General features: G+C 71.8%; 16 protein-coding genes. 5 read left to right on the plus strand and 11 right to left on the minus strand.

Going from position 1 to position 18,099, the window contains the following annotated elements:
- Nucleotides 1-54: 54 nt before the first annotated feature.
- The gene (locus tag VA596_RS30385; protein WP_323331608.1) at nucleotides 55-2,697 is read right to left on the minus strand and encodes a helix-turn-helix transcriptional regulator; all 2,643 of its coding nucleotides are present in this window, start codon (nucleotides 2,695-2,697) and stop codon (nucleotides 55-57) included.
- 279 nt (nucleotides 2,698-2,976) lie between these two features.
- On the opposite strand from VA596_RS30385, the gene VA596_RS30390 reads away from it, so the two are divergent.
- Nucleotides 2,977-3,855: an IniB N-terminal domain-containing protein gene (locus tag VA596_RS30390; RefSeq protein ID WP_323331609.1), complete on the plus strand. Its 879-nt coding sequence runs from the start codon at nucleotides 2,977-2,979 to the stop codon at nucleotides 3,853-3,855.
- A gap of 87 nt (nucleotides 3,856-3,942) precedes the next feature.
- Here the strand turns inward: VA596_RS30390 and VA596_RS30395 are convergent, their stop codons facing one another.
- Both VA596_RS30395 and VA596_RS30400 read right to left on the minus strand, forming a co-directional pair.
- Nucleotides 3,943-5,661, minus strand: coding sequence for a beta strand repeat-containing protein (locus tag VA596_RS30395; protein ID WP_323331610.1), 1,719 nt, complete (start codon nucleotides 5,659-5,661; stop codon nucleotides 3,943-3,945).
- A 53-nt stretch (nucleotides 5,662-5,714) separates the two neighbouring features.
- Nucleotides 5,715-6,746, minus strand: a complete 1,032-nt coding sequence (locus VA596_RS30400; RefSeq protein WP_323331611.1) for a hypothetical protein — start codon at nucleotides 6,744-6,746, stop codon at nucleotides 5,715-5,717.
- Nucleotides 6,747-7,114: 368 nt separating this feature from the next.
- Between VA596_RS30400 and VA596_RS30405 the strand changes: the two genes are divergently transcribed.
- Both VA596_RS30405 and VA596_RS30410 read left to right on the plus strand, forming a co-directional pair.
- Nucleotides 7,115-8,074 carry a ferritin-like domain-containing protein gene (locus tag VA596_RS30405; RefSeq protein WP_323331612.1) on the plus strand — a complete coding sequence of 320 codons (960 nt, stop codon included), beginning with the start codon at nucleotides 7,115-7,117 and terminating at the stop codon, nucleotides 8,072-8,074.
- A 74-nt stretch (nucleotides 8,075-8,148) separates the two neighbouring features.
- The gene (locus VA596_RS30410) at nucleotides 8,149-8,484 is read left to right on the plus strand and encodes a Sec-independent protein translocase family protein (protein ID WP_323331613.1); all 336 of its coding nucleotides are present in this window, start codon (nucleotides 8,149-8,151) and stop codon (nucleotides 8,482-8,484) included.
- Nucleotides 8,485-8,500: 16 nt separating this feature from the next.
- On the opposite strand, the gene VA596_RS30415 is transcribed toward VA596_RS30410, so the two are convergent.
- Genes VA596_RS30415 through VA596_RS30425 form a run of 3 tightly spaced genes read right to left on the minus strand, consistent with a single transcriptional unit; the run spans nucleotide 8,501 to nucleotide 10,641 of the window.
- Entirely contained in the window at nucleotides 8,501-9,199 is a 699-nt protein-coding gene (locus VA596_RS30415) for a class F sortase (protein WP_323331614.1), read from the minus strand.
- Nucleotides 9,192-9,956 carry a ferritin-like domain-containing protein gene (locus VA596_RS30420; protein WP_323331615.1) on the minus strand — a complete coding sequence of 255 codons (765 nt, stop codon included), beginning with the start codon at nucleotides 9,954-9,956 and terminating at the stop codon, nucleotides 9,192-9,194. Before VA596_RS30420 ends, VA596_RS30415 begins: the two co-directional genes overlap by 8 nt.
- A 28-nt stretch (nucleotides 9,957-9,984) precedes the next feature.
- Nucleotides 9,985-10,641: a ferritin-like domain-containing protein gene (locus tag VA596_RS30425; protein ID WP_323331616.1), complete on the minus strand. Its 657-nt coding sequence runs from the start codon at nucleotides 10,639-10,641 to the stop codon at nucleotides 9,985-9,987.
- 377 nt (nucleotides 10,642-11,018) lie between these two features.
- Here VA596_RS30425 and VA596_RS30430 point away from each other — a divergent pair, with 377 nt between their 5' ends.
- Nucleotides 11,019-11,549, plus strand: a complete 531-nt coding sequence (locus VA596_RS30430) for a sigma-70 family RNA polymerase sigma factor (protein ID WP_323331617.1) — start codon at nucleotides 11,019-11,021, stop codon at nucleotides 11,547-11,549.
- A gap of 6 nt (nucleotides 11,550-11,555) precedes the next feature.
- Here the strand turns inward: VA596_RS30430 and VA596_RS30435 are convergent, their stop codons facing one another.
- From VA596_RS30435 to VA596_RS30450, 4 genes are all read right to left on the minus strand, one after another.
- On the minus strand, nucleotides 11,556-11,885 hold the full coding sequence (locus VA596_RS30435; RefSeq protein WP_323331618.1) for a hypothetical protein: 330 nt from the start codon (nucleotides 11,883-11,885) through the stop codon (nucleotides 11,556-11,558).
- Nucleotides 11,882-13,387 (minus strand): nickel/cobalt transporter, encoded by a 1,506-nt coding sequence (locus VA596_RS30440; protein ID WP_323331619.1) that lies wholly within the window; start codon nucleotides 13,385-13,387, stop codon nucleotides 11,882-11,884. Before VA596_RS30440 ends, VA596_RS30435 begins: the two co-directional genes overlap by 4 nt.
- Nucleotides 13,387-14,697, minus strand: coding sequence for a tetratricopeptide repeat protein (locus VA596_RS30445; protein ID WP_323331620.1), 1,311 nt, complete (start codon nucleotides 14,695-14,697; stop codon nucleotides 13,387-13,389). The genes VA596_RS30440 and VA596_RS30445 overlap by 1 nt, the downstream gene beginning before the upstream one ends.
- Nucleotides 14,698-14,761: 64 nt before the next feature.
- Nucleotides 14,762-16,375, minus strand: coding sequence for a DUF4331 domain-containing protein (locus VA596_RS30450; RefSeq protein ID WP_323331621.1), 1,614 nt, complete (start codon nucleotides 16,373-16,375; stop codon nucleotides 14,762-14,764).
- Between the two features lie 292 nt (nucleotides 16,376-16,667).
- On the opposite strand from VA596_RS30450, the gene nicT reads away from it, so the two are divergent.
- Nucleotides 16,668-17,798: a Nickel transporter NicT gene (nicT, locus tag VA596_RS30455; RefSeq protein WP_323331622.1), complete on the plus strand. Its 1,131-nt coding sequence runs from the start codon at nucleotides 16,668-16,670 to the stop codon at nucleotides 17,796-17,798.
- Between the two features lie 186 nt (nucleotides 17,799-17,984).
- Here nicT and VA596_RS30460 read toward each other — a convergent pair.
- A partial coding sequence (locus tag VA596_RS30460) for a fasciclin domain-containing protein (RefSeq protein ID WP_323331648.1) occupies nucleotides 17,985-18,099 on the minus strand: 115 nt, incomplete at its 5' end.

Consider the following 18,099-nt stretch of genomic DNA (forward strand, 5'->3'; position numbering starts at 1 on the left):
CGAAGCCCCTTTCGGATTGGTGCCACGCCATGTTCTTGGCTCCACTGAGGACGCTCAGCCGGGTTCACCCAGCATGCCGCGCAGCAGCGTCGCGATCGTGCGGCGGTCGGTGACGCCCAGCTTGCCGCGGATCCGGGCCATGTGGTGCTCGACGGTCTTGCCCGAGATGTGGAGCTTCTCCCCGATCTCACGGTAGGTGTGGCCCGCCACGACCAGATGCCCGATGTCCTGTTCACGCGGGGTCAGCGCGGGCGCGGAGGCCGGCGCCGCCGTCCCCGTCCCGCCGGTGATCCCGGACGAGAACCGCTTGGCCGCACGCAGCAACGTCACCATCGCGCTGCGGTCGGTCACGCGGATCGCCGCCTGCCCGGCCAGCCGCGCGGCATCCCAGCGGAGTCCGGCGCGGTGCAGCGACTCGGCCCCGGCGAGCACGGCGTCGACGTCCACGGTGCCGCCGAGCACCGCCAGCCACACGCCGCCGGCCGCGGCCAGCGTGGGCGCGAGCCGGCCGGCCGACGTTTCCAGGGGGGTCAGCGCCTCGCGGGCCGTCTCGCGGTCGCCGGCTATCACCGCCGCGTGGAACGTCGACCAGGCCAGCCACGTGGACCACAACGCCGGAGCACCGAGCCGCTCGAGCAGGGCGAGGGCGCGAGCGCGGTGGGAGGCGACGCGGAAACCCTCCTCGACGCGGGCCGCCGCGACGAGCAGTTCTCCCAGCGGCAGCAGGGTGAACAGGTCGACGGGCTGGCGCATCATCGCTTCGTAGGCCGCGGGCCAGCGCGCGCGGACGGCGTCCGGGGTGTCGCTGCGCCGGGCCAGCCCCAGTTCGAGGGCGTGGAGGAAGAGCTCGTCGCGCGGAGCCAGCGGGCCACGCACGGCCGCGCGGTGCGTTCCGGCGGCGGCCAGGTCACCGCGGAGCATGGCGGTCCAGCCGAGCAGGAGGGTGTACCGGTCGCCGCCGCCCGCCCGGGTGAGGACACCGTGGGCGAGATCGAACTCGGCGGCGTGCAACGCCACCAGGGCGGCAAGCGCAGCCGGTGAATCCGGCAGGAGGTGACCGGTGCCGGTGGCCGCGGCGGAATCGGCCGCGGCCAGCAAGGTCGCCAGCGCGGCATCGGGACGCCCGGACACGGAAGCCCGGATCCCGTCCAGCACCTGCCCGGCGACGTGACCGTAGGCCGGAAGCGGCCCGGCTTCACCGGCGCCGGCCTCGCTGAGTCCGGCCCCACTGAGCCCCGCCCCGCCGAGCCCAGCCCCGCCGAGTCCGGCCCCGCCCGCCCGGTCCTCGCCGAGTCCGGCCCCGCTCAGCCCGGCCCCGCCAGGCCCAGCCTCGCTGACTCCGGCCCCACTCAGCCCAGCCCCTCCCGCCCGGTCCTCACCAAGCCCGGCCCCACTAAGCCCAGCCCCGCTGAACCCGGCCTCACCGAGCCCAACCCCGCTGAACCCGGCCTCACCGAGCCCAACCCCGCTGAACCCGGCCTCACCGAGCCCAACCCCGCTGAACTCGGCCTCGCCGAGGGCGATGCCGGCCAGGTCGGCCAGCCGTCTCGCGCCTGGCTCCCCTGACCAGCGCAGCAGCTCGGCGCCCCGGGCCAGGTCGCCGCGTCGGGCGATGACCGTGCCCGAGATCAGCGCCCCGCGGGCCCGGTCCGCCGGCTGGGCGGAGTTCAGGAGTTCGTCGCCGAGGGCCAGCGCCGTGTCGAGCCGTCCCGCGCGGACGGCGGCGCCGGCCCACTCCGGGGCCAGCCGCGTCCGCGAGCTGCCGCCTTGGGCTGCGGCCGCGTAGAGGTCGGTGGCGAGCGCCGGGTCGTCCGTGAGTGCCTCGGCCGCCGCGGCCTCGAGACCGGCGCGCACGACCTCGCCCGCGGCCCCCAGCCGCAGCAGCTCACGCGCGACCGGCCGCACCGGCTGCCCGGCGGCCAGCAGGACGTCGAGCATCCGGACGAGCACCGTGAGCTGGCGATCCACCCCGACGTGGTCACGGACCGCCCGCACGACCACCGGCGGCACGCCGTCGTCGGCGGCCAGCAGCCCGGCGGCGCGGACCCGGGTGACCACCGCGGAGACGTCGTCCCGGCCCAGGTCCAGGGCGGCCGCGAGCAGCTCGAGGTCACGGCCGCTCCCGGCGGCCGCGGCGACGAGGTAGGTCTGCCCCGGTTCGCCGAGCAGGTCCAGTTCCGCCCGCAGCTCGTCGACCAGCTCCCCCGGGCCCGGCAGCCAGTGCGTCACCAGCCGCGGCACGCCCGCCGTCGCGCGCTGGGCCGCGGCCGCCTGCTCGGGCGTCAGGGAACGGCCGAGCGTTCCCTGCGCGAACCGGGTGACGTCGGCGGCGGTCCACGCGGTGAGCCGGATGTGCCGGGTCCCGGGCCGGACCAGTTCGGCCGCGACGGCCCCGGCGGCGCCGGGGGTGTGCGTGAGCACCAGCCGGGTGGCTGCCCCGGCCAGGCCGACGAGCGCCGGGTCGGTGAGGGTGTCGGCGTCGTCGAGCAGGATCGCCGCCCCGGCCCCGGCCTCGGCGAGCGCGTCGCGGCGGATCACCGGGACGCCGGCGTCCCGGTAGTGCCGGGCGATCACGGCCAGCGCCGTCGACTTCCCGTGGCCGGGCGGACCGGACAGGATCACCCGGACCGGGTCCTCCGGACGGGTGGTGATCCCGGTCAGCAGGTCACGCAGCTGCGCAGGCAGCAGCTCCTTCACGACGGTCGGCACCTCCCACACGGCGACCCGCTTTGGTCACCGCAAGAGGTTCGAGCCAGCGTGCGCCCGCAGATGGGCGGTGCGTCCCCGGGTTCTGCGAAGAGACCCACGCCACATCCGCGCCCGATCCCCTAACGGCTGACACGTCCCCCTCAGGGGTGGCCAAGATCGTGACTAGGCGTCAGACCCGATGTGCCCGTCACCGGCGCGGTCCTAGCGTCGGCACGGTCGATCCCCGTGATCGGCGAAGTCACCTGTCCCCCACAGAGAGCCTGGTCGATGAACCCCGCGCAGTCGCTGTACGAATTCACGCTCAACCTGCTCAACGACCCGTCCGCCCGCGGCTCCTTCGGCGAAGACCCGCAGCAGACGCTGAACGACGCGGGCCTCGGTGACATCTCCGGCGCCGACCTGCACGACATCCTGCCGCTCGTGCTCGACTTCGCGCCCGTCGGCAACCTGGGTGGCGAGAACGGCCTGAACCTCGACTCCATCACCGGCCAGGCCAGCGCCATCGACCAGCTCAAGGCCCTCACCCAGAACCTCGCCCTCGGCGACGCCACCTCCGAGAACAACGTCCTCGGCGCGGTGAGCGGGATGACTGCCCTCACCCAGAACATCACCGACCCGTTCTCCGCCGCGGGCGACCTCGCCGGCAGCATCGACCACGTCGGCGGCGGCCAGCTCGACCCGGTCACCACCGTGACCGGCGCGGTCGGCGACGTCACCGGGCACGTCATGGGCGGCGACGTCACCGGCGCCCTCGACGGCGGCAACCTCACCTCGGGCCTGCAGAACGTCTCCGGCCTCACCTCGGCCGTCGACGGCGCGCAGGGCGTCGGCTCGACCATCGGCGACCTCACCGGCTCGCTGGGCGCGAACACCGGCCTGGAGCACACCGTCGGCGACGTCGTGAACCAGGCGACCGCGCACCTCGGCGACGTCTCGCACAACGGCACCCTCGGCGACGTCACCACCCACCTGGGCGACGTCACCAACCACATCGGCGACATCGGCTCGCACTCCGGTGTCTCTGGTGTTTCCGACGTCCACGACGTCGTCGGCAACATCGGCGAAGGCGCCCTGAGCGGCAACATCGGCGCCGACCTGAGCCACCTGTCGATCGGCTCGGGCAACGACGTCCACCTGCCCCACTGACCTCCGGTCACAGCTCGGCGATACCGCGAAAAGAGGGCGGGGCACCGGATTCCTCCGGTGCCCCGCCGTGGTGTTCCCCGCTGACCGTCAGACGGTGTGCGGGCCGTGCGCGACGGTGTTCCAGCCGCTGGCGATGACGCCGGCGTCGCCGCCGTTGCCCGCCCAGCCGGAGTTCCCGCCGGTGGTGGTGCTGGTGTTGCCCGCGTCGCCGGTCCAGCCGGTGGCGCCGGTGTCACCCGAGTGGCCCGAGGTCACCGTGGTGGCCGACTTCGTGCCGTTCTCGTGCTTCCAGCCACCCTGGTGGCCACCGCGGGCCGACGTGACGGCGGTGTTGCCGCCGGTCGAGCCCGAGTCACCCGAGTTGCCGGACTTGCCGCTCACGGCGTTGTTGTGGCTGGTGGCGTTACCGGCGTCGCCGGAGTTGCCACCCTTGCCGCCGGTCGCGGTGCCCGTGACCTTGCCCGAAACACTGCTGTTCCCGCCCTGGTTGTGACGGTTCCAGCTGTGCCCACCGGTGTTCGTGGCGGAGTTCTTGCCGGTGCTGACGACGGTGGCGTCGCCACCGTTGCCCGCCCAGCCCGAGTTACCGCCGGTGGTGGTGCTGGTGTTGGTCGCGTCGCCGGTCGAACCGGTGGCGCCGGTGTCACCCGAGTTGCCCGAGGTCACCGTGGTGGCCGACTTCGTGCCCTCGTGCTTCCAGCTGTTGTTCCAGCCGGAGTTGTGGTTCCAGCCGGAGTTCCAGCCACCGTTGTTCCAGCCACCGTTGTTCCAGCCGCTCTGGTGGCCACGGCCGGTGTTCTGGCCGCCGAGGGTCCACACGATGGCGGTGTTGCCGCCGGTGGAACCCGAGTCACCCGAGTTGCCGGAGTTCCCGGTCACCGCGCCGTTGTTGCTGTTCGCGTTGCCGGCGTCGCCGGAGTTGCCTCCGTTGCCGCCGGTGGCGGTGCCGGTGACCGAACCCAGGACGCTGTTCCTGCCACCCTGGTTCCAGCGGTGCCCACCGTTGTTCCCGGCGGAGTTCTGGCCGGTGCCGGCGGCGGTGGCGTCGCCACCGTTGCCCGCGTTGCCGGAGTTCCCGCCGGTGGTGGTGCTGGTGTTCGTCGCGTCGCCGGTCGAGCCGGTGGCGCCGGTGTTCCCGGAGTCACCCGAGGACACCGAGGTGGTGCACTGCGCCAGCAGGCACAGGCCGTAGGCGCTGTTGCCGCCGGTCGAGCCGGAGTTCCCGGAGTTGCCCGAGTTCCCCGACGTCGCGGAGTTGCCGCTGGTGGCGTTCCCGGCGTCGCCGGAGTTGCCACCGTTGCCGCCCTTCGCGGTACCGGTCACCGAGCCGAGGACGCCGCGGGCGCCCCGCGTGTCCGCGGTGTTCCTGCCCGACGCCACCGACGTGCCGGAGCCGCCGTTGCCGGCGTTCCCGGAGTGGCCACCGGTGGTGGTGCTGGTGTTCGAGGCGTTCCCGGTCGAGCCGGTCGCGCCCGTGTTCCCGGAGTTGCCCGAGGACACCGTGGTGTTGCACTTGGCCAGCACGCAGACGCCGTAGGCGCTGTTGCCGCCGGTGGAGCCGGAGTTGCCCGAGCTGCCGGAGTTCCCGCTGACCGCGGTGTTGCCGCTGCTCGCGTTCCCGCCGTTGCCCGAGGTCCCGCCGTTGCCGCCGGTGGCGGTGCCGGCCACGACCGAGTGCAGCGTGGTGCCGAGCCCGCCCAGCGGGCCCGAGTTGACGGTGTCCGCACTGGCCACCGCACTGCCCAGCAGGACGAACCCGCCGGAGATGAATGCGGCGGTCAGGCCGCGTCGCACGTACTTGTGCATGACTTCCCTTTCCTTACCATCCGTCCGATGTGGATTGAGGTGGAAAGGGTTCGTCAGCTCGGATGATCGTTGCCGTAGAACTCCAGCCAGTGCAACGACCACGAGCCCGCGGGTGGCGCCCGCCAGGATCGATCGGTCCCGGGCGTGCCGGTCCCGGCAGCGGTCACGGCGTACTCACCACCGTGCTGCCCACCGGAACCCGCCGACATCGCGCCGCTCATCCCGGACACGTCGGCGGGCAAACCGCCGCCGCCGGATCCGGACATCGGACCGGCAACGCCGGCCGCGTCCGTATCCCCGGCGAGGTGCCGGGAACCGAGCTGAGCGTCGTGACGACGCTGGGTGTCACCCTGCTCGACGACCGAAGCGACCGTCACGGGATGCCCGGCCACCGCCCACGGGGCAGTGGTGTCTCCGCGCGGCGCAGGCGTGGCCGGTTTCCCGGTCGGCACCGGGGCCACGTGCTCGGCCCCGATCGCCCGCACCACCGGTGCGGTCACCGGAGCAGTAGCGCGCAGCACCGGCGAAGTCACCGGAGAAACCGCATTCAGCACGGGCTCGGTGACCGGCCGCAAAGCCGACAACACCGGCTCGGCCGCCTGCAGCACCGGCCGCGTCAGCGGCGCGAGCACGGGCTCGAGCCCGCTGGTCACCGGCTTCACCACCGGCTCCGCCAGCGACGACACCGCGTGCAGCGTGCCCGCCACCGGCTTAACCAGCGGAGCGACCTGTGACGTCACATCGTGCACTGCGCCCGTCACCGGCTTCACCACCGGAGCGACCCGTGCCGTCACATCGTGCACTGCGCCCGTGACCGGTTTTGCCGCCGGAGCGACCTGTGCCGTCACGTCGTGCACCGTGCCCGTGACCGGCTTCAGCACCGGTTCCACGGGCTCGAGCACGCCGTGCACGGTTTGCCCGGCTCCGTCGAGCAGGCCGGGCGGCGGCGAACCTTCCGAAGCGTCCGCGGCCCCCGACACGGCCAAGGCCAGCAGGGTGAATCCGAACAACGCGCCGGCCACGACCAGCACCCTCAGTACCAGGGGGTGCCGGACCAGCGCGTAATCCGTCTGGGAAGTATCCATCCATCTCACCCCCCTTCAGGGTTGGACTTCACCGTCAGTCAGGTTTCGGGGCGAAGACCCTCACCGGATTGGGTGGAGATTGAAGTTTTTTCTTTCCCTCAAAAGAGGTTTGCTACCACTGGGTAGCGGGTAAATGTCGGGTTTTCGTGCCGCGAAAGGCGTAAAACCCCCAAGCCGGTCACCCCCGTGACCTGAATGGACACTCCGCGTGGCGCTCCTCGCACGACGCCGGGAAACCCGCCCGGGGGATTGACCCATCCGCGGCTTCGACGGCCCCGAAAGGGCAATGTCCACGAAGGATCCGCCCAGTGCCGGGAATCCGGCGCTGGGTTACGCCCGCCGCGTGCGGGCGGGTGAGGAGTTCGTCCGTGTTTGGCAAACGCTATGCCGCAGCGATGATCAACCGCAGCGCCGAGAACGACCAGGACCGCCGCCGCTTCCTCAAGGCGGCCGGCATGACCGGCCTGGGCGTCGTCGGCGCCGGTGCCCTCGGCGGCCTCGTCGCCGGGCCCGCGTCCGCGGCCACCGCACGACCCGCCGCCGCAGCCGCGCCGAGCGGCGTCAGCGACGGCGCCGTCCTCAACTTCGCCCTCAACCTCGAGTACCTCGAAGCCGAGTTCTACCTGCACGCCGTCACCGGCAAGGGACTCGACGACGCCATGACCACCGGCACCGGCGCCCGCGGCGGCGTCACCGGCGGCCGTGCCGTCCGGTTCCAGACCAAAGCCGCGAAGCAGTACGCCCAGGAGATCGCGGGCGACGAGAAGGCGCACGTCCAGTTCCTGCGCTCGGCGCTCGGCTCGGCCGCGGTCAGCCGTCCGGCGATCGACCTCCGGGCCAGCTTCACCGCCGCGGCCCAGGCCGCCGGGCTCGTCAAGCCCGGCCAGAGCTTCGACGCCTTCTCCTGCGAGGAAAACTTCCTGCTCGCCGCGTTCCTCTTCGAAGACGTCGGCGTCACCGCCTACAAGGGCGCGGCCCCGCTGATCACCAACAAGACCTACCTCGAAGCCGCCGCCGGCATCCTCGCCGTCGAGGCCTACCACGCGGCCAACATCCGCAGCGCCCTCTACCAGCGCGGCGAAGGCAAGGCCACGCTCAAGCTGTCCGCCGCCCGCGACAGCCTCGACGGGCCCACCGACGACGACCAGGGCGTCATCGACAGCCACGGCAACGCCAACATCGTCCCCACCGACGCCAACGGCATCGCCTACAGCCGCTCCCCCGGCCAGGTCCTCAACATCGTGTACCTGACCAACAAGGCCGCCAAGTCCGGCGGCTTCTTCCCCAAGGGCGTCAACGGCGAAGTGAACACCAGCGCCGCCAACTGACCGGGAAAGGGCCGGTGCCGGGTCCCGTCGGGGGATCCGGCACCGCCCCTGCCCGCACCTCGAACGGGGCCACGATGCTCGGACTCAGCCCGGAACACCTGCTCGTCCTCCTGGTCGCCGCGCTGTTCATTCTCGGCCCGGAACGGCTTCCCGGCGCTCTCACGACCGTCCGCAAGGCCGCGCACAAGGCCAAGGACGCGCTCGCGAACGCCCACCAGCAGATCACCGACGACCTCGGCCCGGAATTCGAGCAACTGCGCAAACCGCTCGGCGAACTCAACCAGCTCCGCAGCCTGGACCCGCGCAAAGCGGTGACGCGGCTGCTCCTGGACACACCGGCGACCACCCAGCCGGTGACCGCGCCACGGCGGACCGGGGACGGGCCGTACGTGGACATGGAAGCAACCTGAACGCCGGTCCGTCCACTCAGGTCGTTCCGGTGAAGTGCGCGTAGACCACGATGTTGTCCAGGTAGCTGCGCGCGGCCCGGTCGAACTCGCCGCCGCAGGTGACCAGCCGCAGCCCGGCGTAGTCCACCGCGCCGTAGACGTCGTTCGCCGGGAACCCGCTCTTCGGGTACTGCCGCTTGGCGTCGACCGTGAACGCCGCCGTCCTGCCGTCACCGCGCAGGACGAGGATCTGGGCGCCGGGCACGAGCTTCGCAAGCCGGTAGAACACCGCCGGGCCGCGGTAGGAGTCGATGTGCCCGAGGATGACCGACGCACCCACCTCGCCCGGTGTCGGCCCGAGGTCGTACCAGCCGGCTTTGCCGAAGTCCTTGGGGGATTCGACCGTCCTATCGGGATTCAGGCCCAGGGACAGCAGTGAGCTGCTCACCCCGATGCTCGGCACCCGCAATGAAACGGGCGCGGACCGGGACAGCGGAACCGGCGGCCGGGAAACCGGCGGGGCGGTGGTCGTCGGGTCCGGAGTGGACAGTGCGGTCGTCGGCGCCGGGATGTTACCGGCCGAGGCGACGGGCCCCGGGCCGGACGGGCGCGTCACGCCCACCCAGATCAGGACGCCGCCGGCGAGAGCCAGCACCACGACGAGCGCGAGGAGGAGCCGGCGGACGTTGCGGCGACGCCCACCGGCTCCGGTTTCCGCGGGATCCGCGTCAGGCATCGGGTCCTTCGCCGGAGTCGGCGCGGCGGTGACGGCCTGCCACTACCGCCGTCGCCGCCGCACCGGCGACCAGCACCGCGCCGGTCGCGGTGAGGACGGTGCCGGTCGTGCCGTCGCTCGTCCCGCCCGCGCCCATGTCCGGCGCACCGGCCGGGACGGTGGGCGTGGCGACCAGGAACGGCGCGACGGCGGCCAGCACGGTGGCCTTGTCCTTCGGGGTTTCGGTGTTGCCCATGAACACCCCGCCCTTCGCGGGCAGCCCGAGCAGGTTCCCGACGACCGCCGCGTGCCGTGCTTCGACGCCGAAGATCCCGGCCGCGGCCTGCAGGATGGTCTTGTCCTTGATGAACCCGGCCGCGCCGAGGTACGCGCCGACCCCGACGTTCTCGAAGGTGTGGCTCGTCTTCAGGAAGCTCATGCGGTTCTCGAACGCGGCACCGAAGTTCACCATCGGCGCCTCGACGGGGGTCCCGCCCAGCTTCTTGATCGTCGAGGTCAGGGTGGTGACGTGGGACTCCTCGTCGGACTGGATCTTCTTGAGGTAGTCGGCTTCGGCCCCCGAAAGGGAGACGGCTTTGTTGCCCTGGACGTAGAACGCCGATTCGAGGTACTCCAGCGTCAACGCGTAGTTGAGGACGTCGAGGTCGCTCCCGAAGTCGCCGGCCTGGGCCAGGGCCCAGCGGTTGTTGAGCGCACCGAGCGCCAGCTGCGGCGACACCTCGGTGGCCTGCCCGTGGATCAGATCACGCCTGTTCATGAATGGTTTTCCTTACGGAGTCGGGAAGTCAGGAGAGGAACGGCTTGACGATGGCGAGGACTTCGTCCTTCGTCCGCTGCTTCTCGATCGGTGCCGGGAACGGCTCGCCGCCCATCAGGGAGGCCAGCACGGCCGCGTGCCGCGACTCCACCCCGGCGATGGACGCACCCGCCTTCAGCACGTCGGCGCTCTTGATCAGCCCGACCTGACCGTGGTACGCCGTCACCCCGACCTCTTCGAACGTCGACGCCGACTTGAGGAAGCCCGCCTTGTCGGCGAACGTCTCGGCCGGGTACTTGATCGCCGGCTTGGCGACCGGGGTGCCGCCGAGCTGCTTGATCAGCGCCGTGACCGCCGTGACGTGCGCGCTCTCGTGGTCGGCGATCTCCGTGATCAGCTCCAGCTCGCGCCCGCTGACGAGGTTCTTCGTCAGCCCCATGGCGTAGAAGTCCGATTCCAGGTACTCGAGCGTCAACGCGTAGTTGAGGATCTCGAGATCACCCGCGTCACCCGCGGCCGGCGCGGCGATCGCCGCGGTCACCGCTGATCCGAGGCCGCCGGCGACCAGCGTCGCGCCGACCCCGACCAGCCCCGCCATCCGCAGGAAGGCCCTGCGGTCACTCTCCTTCGCGATTCCCAGCACCGGCTTGCCGCCGAAAACCCTGTCGTTCCTGGACGATCGCATTCGACATCACGCTCTCTGCGCTCCGCTCGCGGCCGCGCCGGGCGGGCTCGTTGGTGAAGATCCAGCCGGATCACCCGGGAACCCGGTGTCCGCCGACAACCACGATTCGGAGGCACCCCCGATCGGGTTCATCCCCCTGTTCGGCCCGCACCACCGCCGACGTGCCCACCGGCGGCCGCGACCTGCGACGACGTCCGTGGCGAAGCCAGGAAACAGGCCACGAATCCGGCGGGGAATCACCCCGATGGCCTAACCGCCGGCTCGCACCAAGCTGGGCGAGACGTCGCCTCGAACCTTCCGTAAAGGGGCAGCCCGGACCTCGCTGCTGGAAATGCATTCACTTTTGCCGACCAGACTGCCGAGGCTGGGACAGAGCCATGGAAGAACTGCTCGAACGGGTGGCCGGCGGAGACCGGTCCGCCTTCGACCGGTTGTACCGGGAATTCTTCGGCCTGGTCTTCCACACCGTTTTCACGGTCGTGCAGGACCACGCCCAGTCCGAAGAAGTCACGCAGGAGACGTTTCTCGAGCTCTGGTCGACCGCCGCGCGGTTCGACGGAGCGCAGGGCACCGGCGCCCGGTGGGTCACGATGATCGCGCGGCGGCGGGCGGTCGACCGGGTCCGCTCGGCGCAGGCGGCGCGGCAACGCGACACCCTGATCGCGACCCGGGCCCAGATCTCGACCGAGCCCGACCCCAGCGAGCACGTGCTGGACGGCGTCCAGGTGCACCAGATCCGCGCCGCACTGGCGCAGCTGCCACCGGAGCAGCGGATTCTGCTGACCCAGGCCTACATCGACGGCCTGACCTACCGGGACATCGCCGCGGCACAGGGAGTTTCGGTCAACACCGTGAAGTCGCGCGTCCGGCTGGCCGCGGCCAAGCTCCGCGGCCTCATCACCCGCTGAGCGCCGCTAACCCACGAGGCCCGCGACGTTCGCGCGCTCGGCGCCGAGGCTGACGTACACCCCGGCCCACGCCCGGTCGGCCGCCGACGGTGCCGCGTGGTCGCAGTAGGCCTTGCGGCCGTTGGCGGTGTAGTACCGAAGCAGGGGAAGGGTTTCGTCCGTGCGGACCTGTCCCGGGTCGAGGTAACGGGCCCCCGGCCCGGCCGGCTGGTGCTTCATGCAGCCGACCGCCTGGTTGCCCTCGTTGTCGAACACCGGCCCGGGATCGGGCGGGGCGGCCGAGCAGGAGGCGATCAGGAGGCAGCAGGCCAGGGCGAGGGTCGCGCGCATCGTCATCCGTTTCCCGTCGCGGCGCGGACGGCCAGGCCGAGCCCGACCACCAGCACCAGTGTCGCGGTGAGCACCGGCATCCAGCCGGACAGCCGGGCCGCCCGGGCCCGCAGCCGGTCCATGCGGCGCATCGTGTCCAGGCGGTCGCGCAGCCGGACCAGGAGCAGCCCGACGGCGGTCAGCGTGGCGGCCATCCCGAACCCGTAACCGAGCACCAGCAGGACGCCGAACCAGGTGCGGCCGAGCGCGACCGCGCCCAGCAGGACGACGAGCGCGGACGGGCTCGGCACCAGCCCACCGGCGACCCCCATCCCGATCAGCCCGCCACGCCCGAAGCCGTGCCCATGGCCATGTCCGTGCCCGTGGCCATGCCCGTGACCGTGTCCATGGCCGTGCCCATGCCCGTGTCCATGCGCGGGAGCGTCGGCGACGGCTCCGGCGGCGACCAGCACCGGCTCCGCGTGCACCTGCTTCGCGCGGTTGCGCAGCGCGGACACCAGCAGCCAGGCGCCGATCCCCGTCACCAGCAGTCCACTCGCGACACCGAGCCAGCTCAGCACGCTCTCCCCCGCCAGCGCGCTCGACCCGCTGATCAGCAGCCCCAGCACCAGCACCCCGGCGGTGTGGGTCACCGTCACGGTGGCGCCGACGACGAGCGCGTCGCGCGTCGAACCGCGTTTGCCCGCGAGATAGGCGGCGATCAGCGTCTTGCCGTGCCCGGGCAGCGCGGCGTGCGACGCGCCCAGCACCAGCGACAGCAGCACGGCCAGCAGCCCGACCGCCGGCGTCAGGTCGTCGGTGCCGACGAGGTCGGTGAACGTCCGGGTGACCGTGCCGACCACCGCGTCCAGCGGGCCGAGGTGCGGGGCGGCGTCCGCGGCCGCGCCCCCGCCGATGCCGGGTTCGACGCGCAGGGTGGCCCCGCGGACGTTGAGCGGGTTGGCCAGCAGGTCGTCGGGGTAGGCGCGCAGCTCGTTGCTGACGCTGGTGGCCGGCAGCCCATCGGCCGGGAGCCGGACGCCGTCGCCGACGGCGGTCATCTCGCGCCAGCCGATCCGGTCGGTGCGGAAGTCGTCGCGGAGCACCAGCGTCGCGGCCCGGTCCAGCCGCGCGGACGCCGACATCGCGCAGGAGAGCCGGCTGGTCGGCAGCCCGGCCTGTCCGGGCGGGAACTCGAGGGTGCTGGTGCGCAGCGTCAACGGCACGGGCCGGCCGTCGACCGTGACGGGCGTGGCCGCCATCAGGGCCGCGCAGTCACCGGCCGCGCGGGTGCCGGCCTCCGCGGCGCTGACGACGCCGTCGTGGTCGGTGTCGACGGACGGCTTGTCCTGCACCGTCGGGATCTCGGCACTGTCCACAACGGACAGCAGGTCGATACCGCCGGGGCGCAGCGTCAGGCCGTCGTAGTGGTTGACGGTGAAGTTCCCGAGCGGATGGGCGTCCGCGGCCGGCGCGGTGAGCAGCGCGAGCGCCAGCAGTCCGAACAGGACGGCCACGAGCCGTTTCATCACGCCGCCTTGAGCTGGTCGAGCGCTCGGCGCGCGTCCGGCGCGCCGACCGGCGAGAAGTACGGGTTGATCGCGAGCGCGTCCGACAGGGCCGCGACGGCGTCGGCCTTGCGGCCCACGCCGGCGAGGGCCATGCCGCGGTGGTACGCGAAGGCCGCGGTGCGCCCGCCGAGGGCGGCGGCGCGGTCGAGGTAGGGCAGCGCTTCGGCGTCGCGGCCGTTGAGGTGCAGGGCCCAGCCGAGCGCGTCCGCGACGAGCACGTTCTGCCGCCGTCCCCACTCCGCCTGCGCGTGGGTCAGCGCACCGGCGTTGTCGCCGCGGCTCGCGGCGACGGCGGACGCGGTCAGGTCGTCGGTGACGCCGGCCGCGGCGAACAGCCGCTGCTGGCTGTCGAGCACCGCGTACTGCTGCTCGGCCTCGGGCTTGCGGCCGGAGGCGACGAGCAGGTCGGTGTACTCCTGCAGGTACTGCGGCAGCGGGACCCGGGCGACGATGTCGCGGTAGCCCGCGAGCGCGTCGCCGACCCGGCCGCGCGCGGCGGCGACCTTGGCCTTGCCTTCCAGCAGCGAGACGTTCTGCGCGTCGACGGCCAGCCCCTGGTCGTACTCGGCCGCGGCGTCGTCGAGCTGGCCGGAGTTGAAGGCGAGTTCGCCGAGGTAGTAGCGGCAGAAGGCGACGTCGCTCGGGCTGGTGGCGTCGGCGACCGCGCGTTGCAGCGCCGCCCGCGCGTCGTCGATCCGGCCGTGCAGCTCGAGGTCGTAGGAGGCGCGGGTGAAGGAGGAGACGCCGGGCTTGTGGTCGAGCATCCGCTGGATCGCGTCGGTGGCCGCGCCGGCGTCGCCGAGCTGGGTCAGGGCGTCGGCGAGCACGCCGTAGGACTCGGCAGTGTCGGGCAACGCGGCTTCCGCGCGTTCGCCCCAGGTCTTCGCGGCGGCGAAGTCGTGCCGGGCGTTGGCGAGCGCGCCCATCCCGATCAGCGCCGCGCCGTTCCCGTCGGGCTGCTGCTGCAGGGACTTCTCGAGCGCGCCCTGGGCCTTCGGGTAGTAGGCGGGGTCTGCGGTGATGCGGGCCTGCTCGACGTAGGCGGAGCCGAGCTGGGCCCAGGTGAGCGGGTCCTGCGGCGTCCGGCGGAGCTTGTCCTGCGCGACACCGATGCTGTGGGCCAGCGTGTCCTGCGCGACGGGGACCGGCGCGGGACCCGCGGCGGGCGCGGACTGCCCGGCCGAGACGCTCGCGACGAGCGTCACCACGCCGGCGACCAGGACGACGACCGCCAGGATCCGGCGCGGCCGGGGGGAACGTTCGGACATGCGGAGACCTCACGGCCGGACGCCGGTGGCGGGTGCCGAACACCCGCCACCGGCGTCGGTGGACTTATTCGGCCGCGGTCCCGGGACGGCGGCGCAGCAACCACACGCCCGAGCCCAGCAGCACCGCGGCGGCCAGGCCGCCGAGCGCGGGCTTGACCGGGAACGAGGCGCCGGCAGCGGGACCGGCGGCTCCTCCTGACGTGGCACTCCCGCCGACGGCCCCGCCTCCGCCGCCACCGCCCGCGTTCACCGCGGAGTTGTGCGGCAGCGCGACGTACGGGAAGGCGCTCCCGAACGGCACGTCGTTGGCGTTCACCTTGTCCCCGGTCGCGAGCGCCGGGACGATGACGCCGGTCTGGGCGGCGCCTTCGAGGGCCTGGACCTCGATGTCGACGACGTCGTCGGTGAGACGGCGCCCGTTCGGGAAGCCCTGCAGGTCACCGGCGAGGACGCCGAGCCGGTTCGGGTTCGCCGCGACCGGCACCGCGGTGTTGAGCCGCAGCATCTCCGACGGCGTGAACCTCTTGGCGTTGACGTCGGCGTTGTTCAGCTGCGAGTTGAGGTCCGCCTTGATCGGGCCACCGGCCTTGGTGGTGACGCCGGTCAGGAAGATCTCGGCCAGGTCGTTGCGCGGGGTCGCCGGCGCCGGCAGGCCGTAGATGGCCTGGATCAGCTTGGGCACCTCGGGGTCGGTGACCCGGCTGACCAGCTCCGGGACGTTGTGGTCCTGGTCCGGGGTGAGCGCGTTGAACTTGTCCTTGAGCCCGGCGGGCACGACGACCTCGTTGACCAGCGGGTTGCCCAGCCGCGAGACCTGGACGTACGGGCCGGCCTGGGTGTCCTTGCCCGGCGTCTTGATGCTCAGCGACTGCCGTTCGGTGTCGCTCCACACCCCGATCACCGGGTTGCGGGTGGCGTTGCCGTTCAGCGCCAGCGCGGACTTCGGGACCTGCAGCGCGATGGTGTTGACGTTGTAGCCGCGCAGCGTGTCCTGGCCGACCTCGGACAGGTTGCCGCCGTAGAGCAGGTCGAACACGCGCAGGTCGAGGAAGAAGGAGTCGTCGGCCTGGCCGGCGAAGCTCTTGCCGCCGCCGGGCAGGTTCGTCACGGCCTGGTCGCGCAGCGCGCCGTAGTTCGGCATCGACGCGGCACCGGTGTTCGACGGGGCGGTCTTGCCCGAGCGCACCAGGTTCTTCGACCGGCCGTACTTGTCGATGACGTCGAGGTTGTAGCTCTGGCGGAACAACAGGTTCGGGTCGTCGAGCGAGGTGACCGGGCCGTTGTTGTAGAGGAAGGTCGACTTGCCGCGGCGGTCGTCGGTCTTGAACGTCCACCGGTAGGTCAGGTCGGGCTTGGCGTCGCCGTCGCTGTCGATGTTGATGTCGTAGTGGGCGTCGGCGGCCCAGGGGTAGAAGTTGGGGCCACCGTTGGGTTCCTCGAACGGGTACCAGTTCGCGACCAGCGTGACGGTGTCCGGCTTGTCGGGGCTGACGAAGGCGTAGACGTCGGTGTTGTCGACCGGCGGGTCGCCGGCGATGAGCGGTGCTTCGCGGTGGCTCGAGGCGGCGGCGAGATCGGTTCCCAGGCCGACCAGCGCGCTCGTGAGCACGATGCTCCCCACCGCGAGCAGGGAGAGGCCCACACGCCGGGTCCGGCGGAACGGGGGCAGTACTGACATGCAGCAGACCTTTCGCAGCCGGCACCGTTTCCGGCGCCGTTCCGGGTCGCTCCCGCCCGATGCGGGAACAGCCGCCGAGCCCGTTTCCCGGGCAAGCACCTACTCATTCGCAGACGGATGTGGCCCGGTTCACGCCCGAACAGGTGAATGTTTCCGAGCACAACGAACTGCTTACCTGCACAGCTGGACACATATCAAGGTCGCACTGTTCGGCCGTTGCTTTCGGTCTGTTCATCTGTCTAGTGTCGCAGTCGTTCCCCGCTCAGCTGCGTTCCCCGAACCCGAGGCGGCCATGAACACCATTCCCCGTTCCGCCCGACTGTCCTCACGCGACCGGCGGTCGATCGCCGGCATGGCCGCGGTCATCCTGGCGTTGAACGTGACCGGCTGGGGCGTGCTCGGATTCGTGGTGGCACCCCACCACTACGCGCTGGGAGCCACCGGCGTGTTCGGCGTGGGCCTCGGCGTCACGGCGTTCACCCTGGGCATGCGGCACGCGTTCGACGCGGACCACATCGCCGCGATCGACAACACGACCCGCAAGCTCCTCGCCGAAGGACAACGGCCGCTGTCGGTCGGTTTCTGGTTCTCGCTCGGCCATTCCACGGTCGTTTTCCTGCTGTGCCTGCTGCTGTCCCTGGGAATCCGGGCGCTCGCCGGCCAGGTGACCGACGACGGGTCGGCGCTGCACCGGACGACGACGGTGATCGGCACGTCGACCTCCGGTGTCTTCCTGTACCTGATCGCGATCGTGAACCTCGTCGTGCTCGGCCGGATCCTGCGCGTTTTCCGGAGCATGCGCCACGGCGATTTCGACGAAGCCGAACTGGAATCGCAGCTGAACAAGCGCGGTTTCCTGAACCGGATCCTCGGTGGCGCCACGAAAGCCGTCCGCAAGCCGTGGCACATCTACCCGGTGGGTGTCCTCTTCGGACTCGGGTTCGACACGGCCACCGAGATCGGCCTGCTCGTGCTCGCCGCCGGGGCGGCGGCGTTCTCCCTGCCCTGGTACGCGATCCTGGTGCTGCCGATCCTGTTCGCGGCCGGGATGACCCTGTTCGACGCGGCCGACGGGTGCTTCATGAACTTCGCCTACGCGTGGGCGTTCGCGAAGCCGGTGCGGAAGATCTTCTACAACATCACCATCACGGCGCTGTCCGTCGCGATCGCCCTGATCATCGGGACGATCGAGCTGCTGTCCATCCTCGTGCCCGAGTTCGGCATCACGACCGGCCCGCTCGCGGCGATCGCCGGAGTGGATCTGGACCACGTCGGCTTCGTGATCGTCGGGCTGTTCGTCGTCACGTGGCTGGCCGCACTGGCGGTCTGGCGCTTCTGGCGCATCGAAGAGAAGTGGTGCGCGGCCGTCCCGGCGACATCCGGGGCCGGCCGCCGCCACCGCCCTGGAGTGAACCAGCGGTGACGACGGCCGACCGGGACGCCGCCGCTAAGGGCGTCCCCCGGCGGCGGATCTCCTGCAACCCGCCGCCAGTCTGCAGCCACCGAGGTGGACGAACTGCGGCCGCCGCAGCTCCGTTGTCCACGAAGCTGCGGCGGCCGTTACACCGAGTCCCCGCAAGGGAAGTAGTGGCGACTCGGGAGTTCGGTGTTACTTGTTGGTGCCCGGGGTCAGCACCTTGTCGATCACGAAGACCGTGGCGTTCTTGGTGGGGATGTTGCCGCACAGGATCTTCGCGCCGTTGACGGTCATGTTGTCACCGGTG

The sequence above is a fragment of the Amycolatopsis heterodermiae genome (genome assembly GCF_034929455.1).
Classification (GTDB): domain Bacteria; phylum Actinomycetota; class Actinomycetes; order Mycobacteriales; family Pseudonocardiaceae; genus Amycolatopsis; species Amycolatopsis heterodermiae.